Origin of the sequence: Cyanobium sp. ATX-6F1, assembly GCF_047395825.1 — a bacterium.
Taxonomy (GTDB): domain Bacteria; phylum Cyanobacteriota; class Cyanobacteriia; order PCC-6307; family Cyanobiaceae; genus ATX-6F1.
Map to the genome: position 1 here is coordinate 1,066,384 of NZ_JBCEBF010000003.1, position 14,705 is coordinate 1,081,088.

Below are 14,705 nucleotides of genomic sequence, written 5' to 3' on the forward strand. Positions count from 1 at the left end.
TCGTCCGCTCGTGGATCAAACCCCGACGCTTTCGGCAACAGGTGATGGCTCCTCCATGGAGAGCTGAATGCCATCGCCGCCCTGATCGGTTTTGTTGAGATCAGCCACCGGTGTGCCACACACGGAACAGGGGCGCATTGGATAACTGTTGAAGGGAAAACGCGGCGGCAGAAAGGGCACGATGCCGCGCTCGCGATCGAAGCGAATCATGCCGATCGTGCCGTCGTGGGCCACCACCAGGGCGGTGCGGCCCAGCTGCCGCTGGCTACGCGCCCAGCTGCCGTCGTTGTAGGTGGTGATGTGGCAGGGCGCTGCCGGATCACCCGGTGAAGCGGGGGCGATTCGAAGCCGGTGACCTCGGGGATGTGGGTGTGGCCGTTGATCAGCCCATGGAGCTGCTGGCCGGCGCGGTTCTCCCGGAACAGGTGCTGGGTCATCAGCCGCTTGTGCACGCGGTCATGGCCGGTGCGGGTCTTGATCGCCCGCTCGAGGGCGAAGGCCAGCGAAAACTCCGACGACTCCAGCCCCCTTGCCGCCGGTACCGGCCAGTCCCAGGGCTGAGCCAGCAGCTCCACAGCACTCTCAAGAATCGCCTCCGGATTCCAGCTGGCCAAAGGCGCACTGGGCCGTAGGGCCTCAGCGGCGGAGCGGAACAGGCCGATCAACTGGCTGTAGTGCTCCGTGAGGCGTGTGAGCTGAGAGGCCAGGCTCTGGTGGAAATGGATCACTCCGTCGTATTCGTCGCCATGGCGCACCAGCAGGCGCCGGCCATCCGGGGTGGTGTAGAGATCCTCGCGGCGAATGGCGAAGAACTCAGTTTCCAGACCGGTGTACTTGCGCAGATAAGCGTCGTGGTTGCCGGGCACATAAACCACCTTCACGCCTGAGCGGCTGAGATCACGGAGATCGCGAAGCACCTGCAGGTGGGTGTGGCGCAGCAGTTTGCGGCTGCCGAAGACGCCCTTCTCGAGCGGATCAACAGAGCCGGCTTGAAAAGCCCGATCGACGCTGGCCGCCAGGAAGGATTCACTGACGTTGGCATTGATGCGAATCGCCTCCAGGTCGATGACATCGCCCACCAGATAGAGCACCTGGGGGCGAATCAAGGCCAGAAAGCGACTCAGCTCCTTGGCCTCGCACTGATTCGATCCCAGATGCAGGTCGGAGATGAACAGGGCGGCACAATCGAGCACGACAGATCACCGCTTGGTTGTTCACCTTCCCTTAACCTTGAAAGGCCTCAGGCGCGCGGAACTTAGGCCCTGCCGTACAACGATCGCAACCCCTCTTCACTGGCCGGCGCCACACCGCGCTCGGTGATCAGGGCCGTCACCAGCCGCGCCGGGGTGACATCGAAGGCGGGGTTGAAGGCGCCGCTGCCCTCGGGCGTGAGCGAAAGAGTGCCGATGTGGGTCACCTCGCGGGCGGAGCGGGCCTCGATCGGGATCTCGGCCACGCCGTCGTCGATCGTCCAGTCGATGGTGGAGGCGGGCAGGGCCACGTAGAAGGGCACGCCGTTATCGAAGGCTGCCAGGGCCTTGAGGTAGGTGCCGATCTTGTTGCAGACATCCCCCGTGCGGGTGGTGCGGTCGGTGCCGACGATCACCGCATCCACCAGGCCGTGCTGCATCAGGTGGCCGCCGGCGTTGTCGACGATCACGGTGTGGGGCACACCCTCGCGGCCCAGCTCAAAGGCGGTGAGGCTGGCGCCCTGGTTGCGCGGACGCGTTTCATCCACCCACACATGAATCGGGATCCCGGCCCGGTGGGCCTTGTAGATCGGCGCCAGGGCGGTGCCCCAATCCACCGTGGCCAGCCAGCCGGCATTGCAGTGGGTGAGCACGTTCAGGGGTTCCCCCTGGCGTTCGGCCGGGCGGGCGGCGGCGATCGCCTGGAAGATCGCGAGCCCGTGGTCGCCGATCGCCTCGCACATGGCGACGTCTTCATCAGCGATGGTGGCGGCCTCCAGCGCAGCGGCGGCGGCCCGCTGGGTAGGCGGGAGCGGCGCCACCCGATCACGCACCCGCTCCAGGGCCCAGAGGAGGTTGATGGCCGTTGGACGGGTGGCGTTGAGCTGCTCGAAGGCAGCGGCGAGCGAGGCATCGCCTGGATCCGCCTGCAGGGCCAGCATCAGGCCATAGGCGCCGGTGACCCCGATCAGCGGTGCACCGCGCACCACCATGGTGGCAATAGCCTCGGCGGCCTGATCGAGCGTGGCGAGCGAACGGGTTTCGAAGCGGTGGGGCAGCTGGGTCTGATCGATCACCCCCACCGAGCAACCGCCCTGCTCCAGCCAGATCGTGCGCCAGGCCTTGCCGTCGATGTTCATGGTGGAAGAAGGGGAGCGTGACGATCATCCCAAGCCGCTGGAGGGCTCACTTCAGCAGACCTATCTTCTGCCAAACGCGCCAACCTTCCCGTCATGGCCACCAATCCCATCACCTGGTTCGAGATCAACGTGTCTGACATGGAGCGGGCCAAAGCGTTCTATGGGGCCGTGTTCCAGGTGGAGTTCGAGGACCTCTCGAATCCGGGCATGGCCTATTGGTGCTTCCCGATGGACGACACAAAGGCAGGGGCTGGCGGCGCGCTGATGCAGATGGAGGGCTGTGAGCCCGGCAAGGGCGGCACGATGGTGTATTTCAGCTGTGGGGATTGCGCGGTGGAGGAAAGTCGCGTGGTGCCAGCGGGCGGCCAAGTGTGCCGAGCGAAAATGGCCATCGGCGAGTTCGGCTTCATCTCGGTGGTGCTCGACACGGAAGGCAACCCCATCGGCCTGCACTCACTCGCCTGAGGGCTGGCCTGACTCGGAGCCGTTCCAGCTTCAGCTGTGCTCCCGCAGAAAGCCGATGGTGCCCTGGAGTTCCTCGGCGAAGCGGTCGATTTCCTCAGGCTTGGTGGTGAATCCCAGGCTGGCCCGGGCCGATCCGGCCAGGCCGTAGTGGCGGTGCAGGGGCTGGGTGCAGTGGTGGCCGCTGCGAATGCAGATGCCCGCGGAATCCAGCAGGGCGGCGATGTCGTTGGCGTGCAGGCCCTCCACCGTGAACGCCGCCAGGGCGGCGCGATCCGGTTGTTGCTCGGGCGTGGGGCCGAGGATCCGCACCCCCTCGATCGCCTGCAACCTTGCAAACAGCTGACGGGTGAGCTGTTGCTCCCAGGCGTGGATGCGCTCGAGCCCCAGGCCGCGTAGATAGTCGAGGGCCACACCCATGCCGATCGCCTCACCGATGGCCGGTGTGCCCGCCTCGAACTTGTGCGGCAGCGACGCCCAGGTGCTGGAGCCCAGCTGCACCTCCTCGATCATCTCGCCGCCCCCCAGGAAAGGGGGCATCGCCTCCAGCAGTGCCTCGCGTCCCCACAAAAAGCCCATGCCCGTGGGCCCGCACAGCTTGTGGGAGGAGCCCACCAGGAAATCGGCGCCGAGATCGGCCACGTTCAGCGGCAGGTGGGGGAGGCTCTGGCAGGCATCCACCAGCACCAACGCACCGGCGGCGTGGGCCAGGCGGGTGATCTCGGCGATCGGGTTGAGGCAGCCGAGGGTGTTGCTCACCTGCACCAGGCTCACCAGCCTCGTGCGCTCCCCCAGTTGGGCCTTGAAGTCGTCGAGATCCAGCTCCCCGGTGGGGGTGAGCCCCACATGGCGCAGCACGGCGCCCGTGCGGGCCGCCAGCAGCTGCCAGGGCACCAGGTTGCTGTGGTGCTCCATCACCGACAGCAGAATCTCATCGCCGGGGCGGATGTTGACGTCGCCCCAGCTGCGGGCCACCAGGTTGATCGCCTCGGTGGCGTTGCGGGTGAAGACGATCTCGTGGGGGCTGGCGGCACCGATGAAGGCCGCCGTCTTGGTGCGTGCCGCCTCGAAGGCTTCGGTGGCACGGCCACTCAGTTGGTGGGCGCCGCGGTGCACGTTGGCGTTGTCATGGCCGTAGTAGTGCTGCAGGGCCTGGAGCACCTGACGGGGCTTCTGGCTGGTGGCGGCGTAATCGAGATAGATCAGCGGCTCCCCCAGGCAGGCCACCTGATCGAGCAGCGGGAAATCCGGACGCGTCAGCAAGGCCAGGTTCTCGGCCGGCTCGATCGCGGGGATCAGCGGTGGGAGGGCCAGGCTGGTCATGGCCGCCGCTCCGGAGCGCTCAAAGCAGAGCCCGGCTGCAGCACCCTCGCCAGGGGCTCCCAGACGGCGGCGGCCGCGGGAAGACCCTTGAGCACTTCGGCGCAGAAGCCGCGCTTGAGCAGGCTGGCGGCGAGCTCGGCGTCGATGCCTCGGCTCTGCAAATAAAGAGCTCATCGAGCTGCAGCCGGCTCACGGTGGCGCCATGGGCGCAGCGCACGTCGTCGGCGACGATCTCCAGCTCGGGCTTGGTGTCGATCCGGGCCAGGTTGGAGAGCAGCAGGTTGCGGCTCAGCTGGGCGGCGTTGGTGCGCTGGGCCGCCCGGGGCACGCGCACGGCACCATTGAAAATGCTGCGGCCGTGGTCATCGGCGATCGCCTTGTGCAGCTGCTCGAGGCTGCCATCGGGCCCCTCGAAGCGCACCCAGGCGTGGGTGTCCGCCACCTGATGCTGCTCCGCCAGCTGCAGGCCCGCCAGCTGGGTGTGGGCCGCGCCGCTCACCTGGCTGATGCGGGGCTCCAGGCGCGAGAGCGCCCAGCCGCGGGAGGCACTGGTGAACTGATAGCGGCTCTGGGGTTCCTGCTCCACGGCCAGATGGGCCAGCAGGCTGGCCGGGGCCTCCCCGAAGGCCAGCAGACCGTGGTTGACCGCGGCCTTACGGCCCAGATGCAACTCAAGAATCAGGCTGGTGAGGCTGGCGGCCGAGCCCAGCAGCACCTGGGTGAGCTCCAGCTGGGCCTTCTCCTCCACCAGCAGCAGCACGCGCAGGGGGAGCACCGCCTGTTCGTTGCAAGCAGCACTGACGAGTTCCAGTTGAACGGGCTCACGCCCGCTCACGCGCAGGGCCAGGCAATCGCCGGCGCTGGCGTGGTTGAAGGCCACGGGCCAGTGGTGCTCGGCGCCGACGGCCGCCAGGGTGTGGCCCAGAGCCTGGCTCAGCTCCAACGGCGCCAGGGGGCGCAGGCCGGGCGGCAGTTCAACCCCAGCGAGGGGATCGCCGCGGCCATCGAGCCAGAGGCGCGTGACCCCAGGGGCCACCGGGGGCAGGTCGACGGGAACCGGCGTGGCGCCGGCATCCCAACGGGGAGCCAGGGCCGTCAGCGCCCCCAGATCGGTGAAGCGCCAATCCTCCTGCTGCCGGCGGGGCAGGGGCAGGGCCGCCAGGGCCGCGCGACCCCGCCGCTGCACCTCCGCCAACGCACCGGCTGCGGGCGGCAGTTCCTGAAGCAGGCGCCCACTCCAGGTCTCGGTCGCCAGCGCCATGGTCAGGCCACCTCCAAGGGTGTGCGGACGTTCTCGGAAAGCTCCAGGGCCGCCAGCTCTTCATCGACCCAGTCGTAGCCGCGCTCCTCGAGTTCCAGGGCCAGCTCCTTGCCGCCCGTGCGCAGGATGCGGCCCGCCGCCATGACGTGCACATAATCGGGGGTGATCACATCCAGCAGACGCTGGTAGTGGGTGATCAGCAGGGTGGCGTTGTCGGCACTGGCCAGGTGGTTGACGCCGCCAGCCACGATGCGCAGGGCATCGATGTCGAGGCCGGAATCGGTTTCATCGAGAATCGCCACCAGCGGCTCCAGCAGCGCCATCTGCAGGATCTCGTTGCGTTTCTTCTCGCCGCCGGAGAAACCTTCGTTCACCGAGCGCTCCAGGAAGGCAGGATCCATCTGCACCACCTTGAGGCGCTCCTGCACCAGATCCTCGAAGGCAAAGGTGTCGAGTTCCTCCTGGCCCTGCTCCATGCGGCGGGCGTTGGTCGCCACCCGCAGGAACTCCAGGTTGCTCACCCCGGGGATCTCCACCGGGTACTGGAACCCCAGGAAGACGCCGATACGGGCCCGCTGTTCGGGACTGAGCGCCAGCAGATCCTCTCCGCGGTAGAGCACCGAACCACTGGTCACTTGGTAGGAGGGATGGCCCGCCAGCACCTTGGAGAGGGTGCTCTTGCCGCTGCCGTTGCGCCCCATCACCGCATGGATTTCGCCGGCGCGGATCTCAAGGTTCACGCCCTTGAGGATCGGCTGATCCTCCACGCGGGCGTGGAGGTCCTTGATCTGGAGCAGAAGTTCGGCGTCGGGACGGATCACAGGGCCTGGGGTTGGGGCAGGGCGGAAAGAAAGGAAGAAGGCAGAGCTGGTGGGGGTCAGCCCACCGAACCCTCGAGTTTGAGGGCCAGGAGCTTGTCGGCTTCGGCGGCGAACTCCATCGGCAGCTGGTTGAACACATCGCGGCAGAAGCCGCTGACCATCATCGACACCGCCTCCTCGAAGCCAATGCCCCGGCTCTGCAGATAGAAGAGCTGGTCTTCGGAGATCCGGCAGGTGCTGGCCTCGTGCTCGATCGCGGCGTCGGGCTGCTGGGAGCGGATGTAGGGGTAGGTGTTGGCGGCGGCCTGGTCGCCGATCAGCATCGAATCGCACTGACTGAAATTGCGACCCCCAACCGCCTTGGGCCCCATCTGCACCAGACCCCGGTAGCTGTTGGAGGAATGACCGGCACTGATGCCCTTGCTCACGATCGTGGAGCGTGTGCGCGGACCCACGTGGATCATCTTGGTGCCGGTGTCCGCCTGTTGGCGGTGGTTGGTGAGGGCCACCGAGTAGAACTCTCCCACCGAATCGGCACCCTGCAACACGCAGCTGGGGTACTTCCAGGTGATCGCCGAGCCGGTCTCCACCTGGGTCCAGCTGATGTGGCTGCGGTCGCCGCGGCAGTGGCCGCGCTTGGTGACGAAGTTGTAGATGCCGCCCACACCGTTCTCATCACCGGCGTACCAGTTCTGCACGGTGGAATACTTGATCGAGGCGTCATCGAGGGCCACCAACTCCACCACCGCCGCATGCAGCTGATTGGTGTCGAACATCGGTGCGGTGCAGCCCTCGAGGTAGCTCACCGAGGCGCCTTCTTCAGCCACGATCAAGGTGCGCTCGAACTGGCCTGTGTCGCCGGAGTTGATGCGGAAGTAGGTGGAGAGTTCCATCGGGCATTCCACCCCCTTGGGGATGAACACGAAGGATCCGTCACTGAACACCGCTGAGTTGAGGGCGGCGAAGTAGTTGTCGTTGCCGGGCACCACCGTGCCCAGGTAGCGCTCGATCAGCTCCGGATGCTCCTTCACCGCCTCGCTGATCGAGCCGAAGATCACCCCGTGCTCCGCCAGCTTCGCTTTGTAGGTGGTGGCGATCGAAACGCTGTCGAAGACCGCATCCACGGCCACATTGGAGAGGCGCTTCTGCTCGCTCAGCGGAATCCCAAGCTTGTCGAACGTTTCAAGAAGTTTTGGGTCCACCTCATCGAGGCTGGCCTTCTTGTCCTGCTGCCGGGGGGCCGCATAATAAATGATGTCCTGGTAGTTGATCGGGGGATGGCCCAGGGTCGCCCAGTCGGGCTCCTCCATGCGCAGCCACTGCCGGAAGGCGCGCAGGCGGAATTCCAGCAGGAACGCCGGCTCCTCTTTTTAGCTGAGATCCAGCGCACCACGTCCTCACTGAGGCCCTTGGCAATCTTGTCGGTCTCGATGTCTGTGACGAAGCCGTACTTGTACGGCTGGCTCATCAGATCGCCGACGGATGGAGCGGTGGCCATGGCGTTGAGGCTCCTCAGTCGGAGGTGTGGGAAAGAATTTCTTCGGTGCTGATGGTCTGGCTCTCGCCGCGGAAGGGGTTGTCCTCGGTGAGGAAGAGCATGCAGTGGCACTCCTTGCGCTCGCGCATCGGCACGCAGGGGCAATTCCAGAAAGCCTGGGAGACCTCGGCCTGCTTGTCCTCGTAGTGACGGCAGGGGCAGAGCGCACCACCCAGCTGATCCTTGTGGCGGGCCAGGCCCTCGAGCACCACGGCGGTCACGCCCGGATCGCTGCAGAAATAGGTGCCCGTGCGCTTGGCGTAGGTCTCGGCAAACTTGCGAATCACCTCAAGGCTCTCACTGGTGGGAGCCGCTGTGCTGCTGGAAGCCGTGCTGCTGGGGGGAGCGTCAGACATGGTTCGGCGGGTCGGTGAGCGGCACCACGGATGAAGGGATCGCAACTTGAAGGATCCAGGCCGAACAAGGCCGACATCCAATTACGAAACCTTGGAGTTTCGTTTCTTGGAGCCTAGGGCACCGGATCGGCCGTCGCGCGGCTTGGCGCCATTGTGACCCGTGCCTGACGCCCACCGAAACCGGATCCACAAATCCTTGCCACGCGTGGCAAGGTTGGGCAACGGACCGTTCGCCGGCGGGACCGCGCGCAATCCGATGAGTTCCTCAACCCAGGCCCCCACCCGTGAGGCGGCCCTCAGCCTGCTCCTGCGGGCGGGCGGAAGCCACGGCAGCCCAACTGGCCGAGAGCCTGGAGCTGTCGGTTCAGGTGATGCGCCGGCACCTGCGCAGCCTCGAAGAAGACGGTCTGGTGGAAGCCAGTCCCGCCTCCGAAGGCCCCGGTCGCCCCAGCAACCACTGGCGCCTGACCCCCCAGGGCCACGACCACTTCACCGACGGCAGCGAGCACTTCGCCCTCGGTCTGCTTGGCTCGATCGCCGCCAGCCTCCCCCGGCACCGTGCAGGAGCTGCTGGAGCGTCAGGCCCAGGACAAGGCCCAGCACTACCTCCACCAGATCGGCAGCGGCAGCCTGACCACACGGGTGGAGCGCCTGGTGGAGCTGCGGCGCCGGGAGGGCTACGTGGCCGAGTGCCGGCCCGACCCCGAAGGTTCCGGCTGGCTGATGAGCGAATTCCACTGCTCCGTCTCCCGCATCGCTGAACAGTTCCCCGTGATCTGTGAGCAGGAGCTGGCGCTCATTCGCCACACCTTCCCCGATTGCCGGGTGGAACGGGTGCACTGGCGCCTGGAGGGCGGCCACTCCTGTGGCTTCCACCTCCAACCCGACAACGGCGTCCTGCCCCAGCCTTGAGCGCCGAAGGGCCGCTCAGCTCAGATGACCTGACGCTGCTGGAGGGAAGCCTGCTGCCGGCACTGGAACGCCACCACCTGCGCCTGCTGGCCCACTGCCTGCGCTGTCTGCAGCAGATCGGTGCGGCCCACCAAGGCCCCGTGCCGGCCAGCGAGGCGATCGAAGCCTGGATGGCCGGCGAGCCGCGGTTCCAGAGCGATCCCGACTTCGCCCCGGTGTTCCTGGAGCAACTGCTGAGCGGCGCCGCCCAGCTGGAGCGGCTGGCCGCCGAGCTGGGTTGTGATCCCCTGGCCCTGGAGTTGAGCCAACTGGTGGCCTGGGCGCAGGGGCAAGCCCAGACGCGGCTGAGGCAGCTGCCAGCGCCCATCCCCCTCTAGCCCCATAGGCCCACCACCAAACTGACGCCCGCCAGCGCCAGCAGGGCCGCCGCCAGCCCCCGCCTCCCCGGCCGGTCCCCTTCCAGGGACGCCAGGGGCAAGGCCATCACCGGTGCCGTGGCCATCAGGGCCACCGCCAGCCCCCGGCAGCAGCTGCAGGGCCGTCTGCTGGAGCACGATGCCGGCGCTCGTCCCCAGCAGCGTCGCCAGCAGCACCAGGGGCCAGCGGGCCGGGGCCGGCCAGGGGCGCTGGCCCGGACGGGGCCAGGTCCGCAGCAGGGGCAGCAGCACCAGGGAGGCTGCCGCCAGGCGCACCGCGGCGGACTGCAGGGGATCCACCGTGCCCGCCACCAGAGCGGAGCGGGCCAGCAGGGCCCCGGCACTGCCGCAGGCGAGGGCGCCTAAGGCCAAAGACACTCCCCAGCGATCGGGCCCAAGCCCCAGAGCCTGATCCGGGCGTTGCGGCGGCGCGCCCCTGGCCACCAACAGCACCGCCAGGCTGATCAGGCCGATCCCCAGCCACTGGAGGGGCCGCGGCACCTCCGCCAGCACCAGGGCTCCCACCAGGGCGGTGAACGCCGGCCCGCCGGCTTCGAGGGTGAGGGTGCGGCGGGTGCCGAGGCGCCGCAGGGCCGCGAAGAACAGGCTGTCCCCCAGGCCGATCCCCACCACCCCGCTCAGGGCCAGGGGCAGCAGCAGCGGAGCCGGCACGACCCCGGGGAACAGCAGCAACGCCGGCCCCAGCAGCGCCAGGGCCAACAGATTCTTGAGCAGGTTCAACTGGGCGGCGCCCAGGGAGGTGGGAAGCCTGCGCCAGAGACTGGTGGAGAGGGTCCAGCAGAGGGCGGCGGCCAGGGCAGCCAGGGCTCCGAGGGTCAACGGGGGCGCCGTCAAGGCCGTCTGTTGCGATCATCGCTGTAGCCGATGTCCAACCGTGAACCCGTCGATCGCCGATGCCCTCAGCTTCTTCCAGCTCAGCTGCGGCCGCTGGCGCTCCCAGCGCAGCAGTCATCACCTGCTGTATCGGAGCGCCGAAGCGGGCGGTTCGCTGATCGAAGTGGTGGAGGTGGCGGCCAACGATCCGCGGCTGGTGGCGATCGCCGCACTGCACCAGCAAGACCCCACCCACCTGGTGGGCGGCTGCCAGGTGCGCTGGAGCGGCTCGATGGCCTGGGACAAGGCGGGGGAGGCCCACGAGGGCGAATCGGTCTTCGCGCTGATCCCCTGCGATGAACGGGGCCGAGCCGGCCTGCTGCTGCGCGATCGGGGCTACGCCGAGACGGCCCCGGTGGCCGGCCACTTCTTCATGGATGAACGGGACGAGCTGCTGTTGAGCACGAGCTACGAAACGATGAACTCCCTGGAACGCTTCAGCTTCGCTGGGCCCGATGTGCGGCTGCGCACGAGCACCGTGGAGGGGCTCTCGAACACCGCCTCCTTCTGCATCGAGACCCGCTGGCAGGAGCCCGAAGGCGCAGCAGGGGCGGAAGGGACCGTGGACGGCGCCAGCGCTGCAGGCCCCCTCTCGGTGCTGGGCTGGTGAGCGCCCTTGGGCGGCGGCGGGCGAACCCGTGGCGGCAGCAAACGTTACGGATCGTGAGCCCTGCCCATGCCAGACGTAGTGGCCCCAAGGCCCACTTCTACGATCGCAGTCGTTGGAAGCCGAAGAACGCGTGGCCCTCCCCCTCCTGCAATACGCGCCCACGACCCAGAACTCCCGGGTCGAGCCGTTTCGGGTGGGCAACGACGAGGATCCCAAGGGGGGGCTTGGATACGTCTGTCAGCCGCGATGATCTGAGGTCCGTGATCGAGTCGGCCTACCGGCAGATCTTTTTCCACGCCTTCAAGGTCGACCGGGACAGCAACCTGGAATCGCAGTTGCGCGACGGTCAGATCACCGTGCGTGACTTCATCCGCTCCCTGACCCTGTCAGACACCTTCACACGCAGCTTCTACAACCTCAACAACAATTACCGAGTGACCCGCCATTTGGTGGAAAAACTCCTCGGCCGACCGGTACACAGCCAGGCCGAGGAGATCGCTTGGGCGGCCGTGATCATGACCAAGGGCGTCAAGGGCGCCGTCGACGACATCCTTGATAGCGACGAATACCTCGAAAACTTCGGCTTCAACACCGTCCCTTTCCAGCGCCATCGCGTCGTGGGCGCCCGGTCTCTGGGGAAACCCCTTCAACATCACCACCCCCGCTACGACGCCTACTACCGCGGCATCTTCGGGTTCCCCCAGATCGTCTTCACCGGCACAGCCAAATCGCTTCCCAAACGTGCCACCCAGCGCCGCGGCGGTTACCCCGAGGACTACCTCCCCTGGGTGCGCAGCATGCCCGGCATGCGCTATAGCGGCAACGTGGTGAGCAGCGCCAACATTGATTACCTCTCCAAGGTGCCCTACCGCAGCATCGGTCGCTGAGCCCAGGGCTCGCTCTCACGCCCCTTGGCCAACGAAACGGCGGGAGATCCCCGCCGTTTTTTCATGGCCGGTCGCTCCAGGGGCCGTCAGCGTCCACTGACGGGGGCAGGCCGTGGGCCTTCGAAGCGGGAATTGCCATGCAAACTGATCCCAAATGAAATCAGGAGACGCTGTGAGTCAGGCCCTTTCTTCTTTGGCACGCATGACCCTCCGCCAACTGCGCCAAGTGGCCAGTGACCTGGGTGTGAGTCTCTACAGCCGCAAATCCAAGGAGGAACTGTTGGAGGAAATCGACACCCGTAAGCCCGAGCAGGCTTCGGACAGCTCGGCGGTGAGCTTGTTCACCATCGAGGCTGATCTGCCGCCAGCCCCCGTCCCGCCGCCGCCACCAAGGTGGTGTTCCTTCCCCGGGACCCCCAGTGGGCCTATGTGTTCTGGGAGATCTCGGAGGCGGATCGACAGGGGGCCCTGACCAGCGGTGCCACCCAACTGGCCCTGCGCCTGGCGGATGTGACCGGCCTGGCCAACGGGGCCACCCACCCCCACACCCTGCAGGAGGTGCCGGTGGATGCCCATTCCACCGAGTGGTACTTACCGGTGCCCCTGAGCGACCGGGACTACCGCGTTGAGCTCGGATATCGGCAGTCGGCCGGCGGCTGGATCTCCCTGGCCACCTCCGCCGTGGCCCGGGTGCCGGCCCTGCACCCCAGCGAGCAGATCCTTGATCAATTCGTCCCCTTCACCTTGGAGACGGCCCCCGGTACCACCATGGCCACGCTGCCCAGCCCAGTGGAAGCCGCCAACAACGACCTGCACGAGCGGTTGTACCAGAGCGCCACGGTGCGCTGGAAGCGCTTCGGCCGCGGCTCGGAGGCCTTCCACGAAATCGATGACAACGAAAGCTCCCGCCTCTCCGGTGTGGGGCTGAACCCCTCCGGCATCGGCCTCTGGGCCAGTGGCCGCAACGAATCCGGCCTGGGCGGGGTGACCCCACGCCAGCGGGCGTTCTGGCTCGTGGCCGACGCCGAGCTGATCGTCTATGGCGCCACGGATCCCTCGGCTCGGCTGATGATCGGCGAGGAGGAGGTCCCCCTCTCCAGCGACGGCACCTTCCGAGTGCAGGTGCCCTTCCGCGATGGCATCCAGCTCTATCCGATCCAGGCGATCGCCGTCGATGGTGAGCAGAAGCGCAACATCACCCTGCGCTTCGAGCGTGACACCCCTGAAGACAACAGCAACCCCAGCAGCCAGGCCGTGGCCGAATGGTTCTGAGCCCCGAGGGGCCGTAGTCCCCATCGGTCGTTCAGCTGCCACGGCAGATCAACTCCTTCGCCTGCCAGCGGGCCAGGAATCTCTACGGGCCTGGGAACTGGAAGCACCGGTGGCAGAGCCTGGGAACTCTGAGCAAGACCATCGGGGCCAGCGGCCTTGGACGCCAACGCCATCCCTTCAGTACGGCCCCATCCAACCGGACCATGGCCAGCGCTGCTCGCTTTGGCTGGGACCCTGCTGCTGGGTGGCTGCAGCGCCAGCGCCCGGCTGATCGGATCGCCTCCGGCCGTACCGCCGCTGCCCAAGGGGTTCGAGCTGGCCTTCAACCAGAGGGCCGAAACCAGCTACCGCAGTCCCATCAGCGGCCAGGACCGACCCGGGGATGACCTGGAGGCGCTGCTGCTGGAGACGATCCGCAGCGCCCGCCGTGATCTGCTGATCGCCGTGCAGGAGCTCTCACTGCCGGAGGTGGCCCGGGCACTGGTGGCCAAGCAGCGGGAGGGTGTGCACGTGAAGGTCGTGCTCGAAAACACCTACAGCACCCCCTGGAGCGAGGAACACGCCATCGATCTCAACCCCCATCAGCGCCTGCGCCAGCAGCAGCTCAGCGCCCTGGCCGACAGCAACCACGACGGGCTGCTCAGCGCCCAGGAACGGGAGGCGGGCGATGCGGTGCTGATTCTGCGGCGGGGGGCGTGCCCCTGATCGATGACACCGCCGACGGCAGCGCCGGCAGCGGTCTGATGCACCACAAGTTCCTGATCGCCGACGGGCACGTGCTGGTGACCGGCTCGGCCAACTTCACCCCCTCCTGCATCCACGGCGACCCCGATGCCCCCAGCACCCGAGGCAACGTGAACCACCTGCTGCGCATCGAAAGCGCTCCCCTGGCCAGGGTGTTCACCGGCGAGTTCCGGCGGATGTGGGGCGATGGTCCCCTGGGACAACCCGACAGCCATTTCGGCCTGGGGAAACAGGAGGGGGCGATCCAGCGGGTCAACGTGCAGGGCACCGCTGTGGATGTGCTCTTTGCCCCCCACCGCCGTGAGGATCCCCGCAACGGCCTGCAGGTTCTGGCGCAGGTGCTGGATCAGGCCAACGCGCAGATCGATCTGGCTCTGTTCGTCTTTTCTGCCCAGAACCTCGCGGACACCCTCGCCAAGCTGCGGGCCCGTGGCGTGCGACTGAGGCTGCTGGCCGATCCGGGCTTCGCCCACCGCTCCTTTTCAGAAGTGCTCGATCTGCTCGGGGTCAGCCTGCCGGATCGCCGCTGCGCCATCGAGGCGGACAACCAGGCCTGGACCTCGGCGGTGGAAACGGTAGGGGTGCCGCGGTTGGCGGGGGGCGACAAACTGCACCACAAATTCGCCGTGATCGATCGGCGCACGGTGATCACCGGCAGCTTCAACTGGAGTCCGGCGGCAGCCCATGGCAACGACGAAACCCTGTTGCTGATCCACTCGCCGCCGCTGGCAACCCATTTCGAGCACGAGTTCGAGCGAATGTGGCGGGGAGCCGAACTGGGGATCTCCCCGCGGTTGGAGCGCAAGCGGGCCCAGAGGCTCAAGGCCTGTGGCCGCGGCAGGCCGAGGATGGCGCCGGGGCGATGATGGATGTCATCTGTG

General features: G+C 67.2%; 12 protein-coding genes and 4 pseudogenes. 7 read left to right on the forward strand and 9 right to left on the reverse strand.

All coding sequences use genetic code 11. From position 1 onward, the window contains the following. Positions 1–15: 15 nt before the first annotated feature. From AAF143_RS17890 to mtnA, 3 genes are all read right to left on the reverse strand, one after another. Positions 16–234 (reverse strand): hypothetical protein, encoded by a 219-nt coding sequence (locus AAF143_RS17890; protein ID WP_414027474.1) that lies wholly within the window; start codon positions 232–234, stop codon positions 16–18. Beyond that, entirely contained in the window at positions 207–1,193 is a 987-nt protein-coding gene (locus tag AAF143_RS17895) for a UDP-2,3-diacylglucosamine diphosphatase (RefSeq protein ID WP_414027475.1), read from the reverse strand. Before AAF143_RS17895 ends, AAF143_RS17890 begins: the two co-directional genes overlap by 28 nt. Positions 1,194–1,255: 62 nt before the next feature. After that, positions 1,256–2,329: an S-methyl-5-thioribose-1-phosphate isomerase gene (mtnA, locus tag AAF143_RS17900; RefSeq protein ID WP_255009775.1), complete on the reverse strand. Its 1,074-nt coding sequence runs from the start codon at positions 2,327–2,329 to the stop codon at positions 1,256–1,258. A 93-nt stretch (positions 2,330–2,422) separates the two neighbouring features. On the opposite strand from mtnA, the gene AAF143_RS17905 reads away from it, so the two are divergent. Next, on the forward strand, positions 2,423–2,794 hold the full coding sequence (locus AAF143_RS17905) for a VOC family protein (protein WP_255009777.1): 372 nt from the start codon (positions 2,423–2,425) through the stop codon (positions 2,792–2,794). 30 nt (positions 2,795–2,824) lie between these two features. Here AAF143_RS17905 and AAF143_RS17910 read toward each other — a convergent pair whose 3' ends face one another. The 5 genes and pseudogenes from AAF143_RS17910 to AAF143_RS17930 form a co-directional block, all read right to left on the reverse strand. Next, positions 2,825–4,114, reverse strand: a complete 1,290-nt coding sequence (locus AAF143_RS17910) for a SufS family cysteine desulfurase (protein ID WP_255009779.1) — start codon at positions 4,112–4,114, stop codon at positions 2,825–2,827. A 19-nt stretch (positions 4,115–4,133) separates the two neighbouring features. Then, positions 4,134–5,375 (reverse strand): SufD family Fe-S cluster assembly protein, encoded by a 1,242-nt coding sequence (locus tag AAF143_RS17915; RefSeq protein WP_414027476.1) that lies wholly within the window; start codon positions 5,373–5,375, stop codon positions 4,134–4,136. Positions 5,376–5,377: 2 nt separating this feature from the next. Next, positions 5,378–6,196: a Fe-S cluster assembly ATPase SufC gene (gene sufC, locus AAF143_RS17920; RefSeq protein WP_255009782.1), complete on the reverse strand. Its 819-nt coding sequence runs from the start codon at positions 6,194–6,196 to the stop codon at positions 5,378–5,380. Positions 6,197–6,252: 56 nt separating this feature from the next. Then, positions 6,253–7,694, reverse strand: a pseudogene (sufB, locus tag AAF143_RS17925) (Fe-S cluster assembly protein SufB). A 14-nt stretch (positions 7,695–7,708) separates the two neighbouring features. After that, positions 7,709–8,089 (reverse strand): ferredoxin-thioredoxin reductase catalytic domain-containing protein, encoded by a 381-nt coding sequence (locus AAF143_RS17930; protein ID WP_255009785.1) that lies wholly within the window; start codon positions 8,087–8,089, stop codon positions 7,709–7,711. 256 nt (positions 8,090–8,345) lie between these two features. Here AAF143_RS17930 and sufR point away from each other — a divergent pair. Beyond that, a pseudogene (gene sufR / locus AAF143_RS17935) lies at positions 8,346–9,001 on the forward strand (iron-sulfur cluster biosynthesis transcriptional regulator SufR). Between the two features lie 20 nt (positions 9,002–9,021). On the opposite strand, the gene AAF143_RS17940 reads toward sufR, so the two are convergent. Then, a complete protein-coding gene (locus AAF143_RS17940; protein WP_414027477.1) occupies positions 9,022–10,272 on the reverse strand; it encodes a DMT family transporter in 1,251 nt (416 codons plus the stop codon). 40 nt (positions 10,273–10,312) lie between these two features. Here AAF143_RS17940 and AAF143_RS17945 point away from each other — a divergent pair, with 40 nt between their 5' ends. From AAF143_RS17945 to AAF143_RS17965, 5 genes and pseudogenes are all read left to right on the forward strand, one after another. Further along, entirely contained in the window at positions 10,313–10,921 is a 609-nt protein-coding gene (locus AAF143_RS17945) for a phycobiliprotein lyase (protein ID WP_255009791.1), read from the forward strand. 130 nt (positions 10,922–11,051) lie between these two features. Then, a pseudogene (locus AAF143_RS17950) lies at positions 11,052–11,808 on the forward strand (phycobilisome rod-core linker polypeptide). Between the two features lie 172 nt (positions 11,809–11,980). Beyond that, a pseudogene (locus AAF143_RS17955) lies at positions 11,981–13,080 on the forward strand (DUF4912 domain-containing protein). Positions 13,081–13,302: 222 nt separating this feature from the next. Beyond that, positions 13,303–13,785 carry a hypothetical protein gene (locus AAF143_RS17960; protein ID WP_414027478.1) on the forward strand — a complete coding sequence of 161 codons (483 nt, stop codon included), beginning with the start codon at positions 13,303–13,305 and terminating at the stop codon, positions 13,783–13,785. Beyond that, positions 13,776–14,690: a phospholipase D-like domain-containing protein gene (locus AAF143_RS17965; protein WP_414027479.1), complete on the forward strand. Its 915-nt coding sequence runs from the start codon at positions 13,776–13,778 to the stop codon at positions 14,688–14,690. Before AAF143_RS17960 ends, AAF143_RS17965 begins: the two co-directional genes overlap by 10 nt. Positions 14,691–14,705 lie beyond the last annotated feature (15 nt).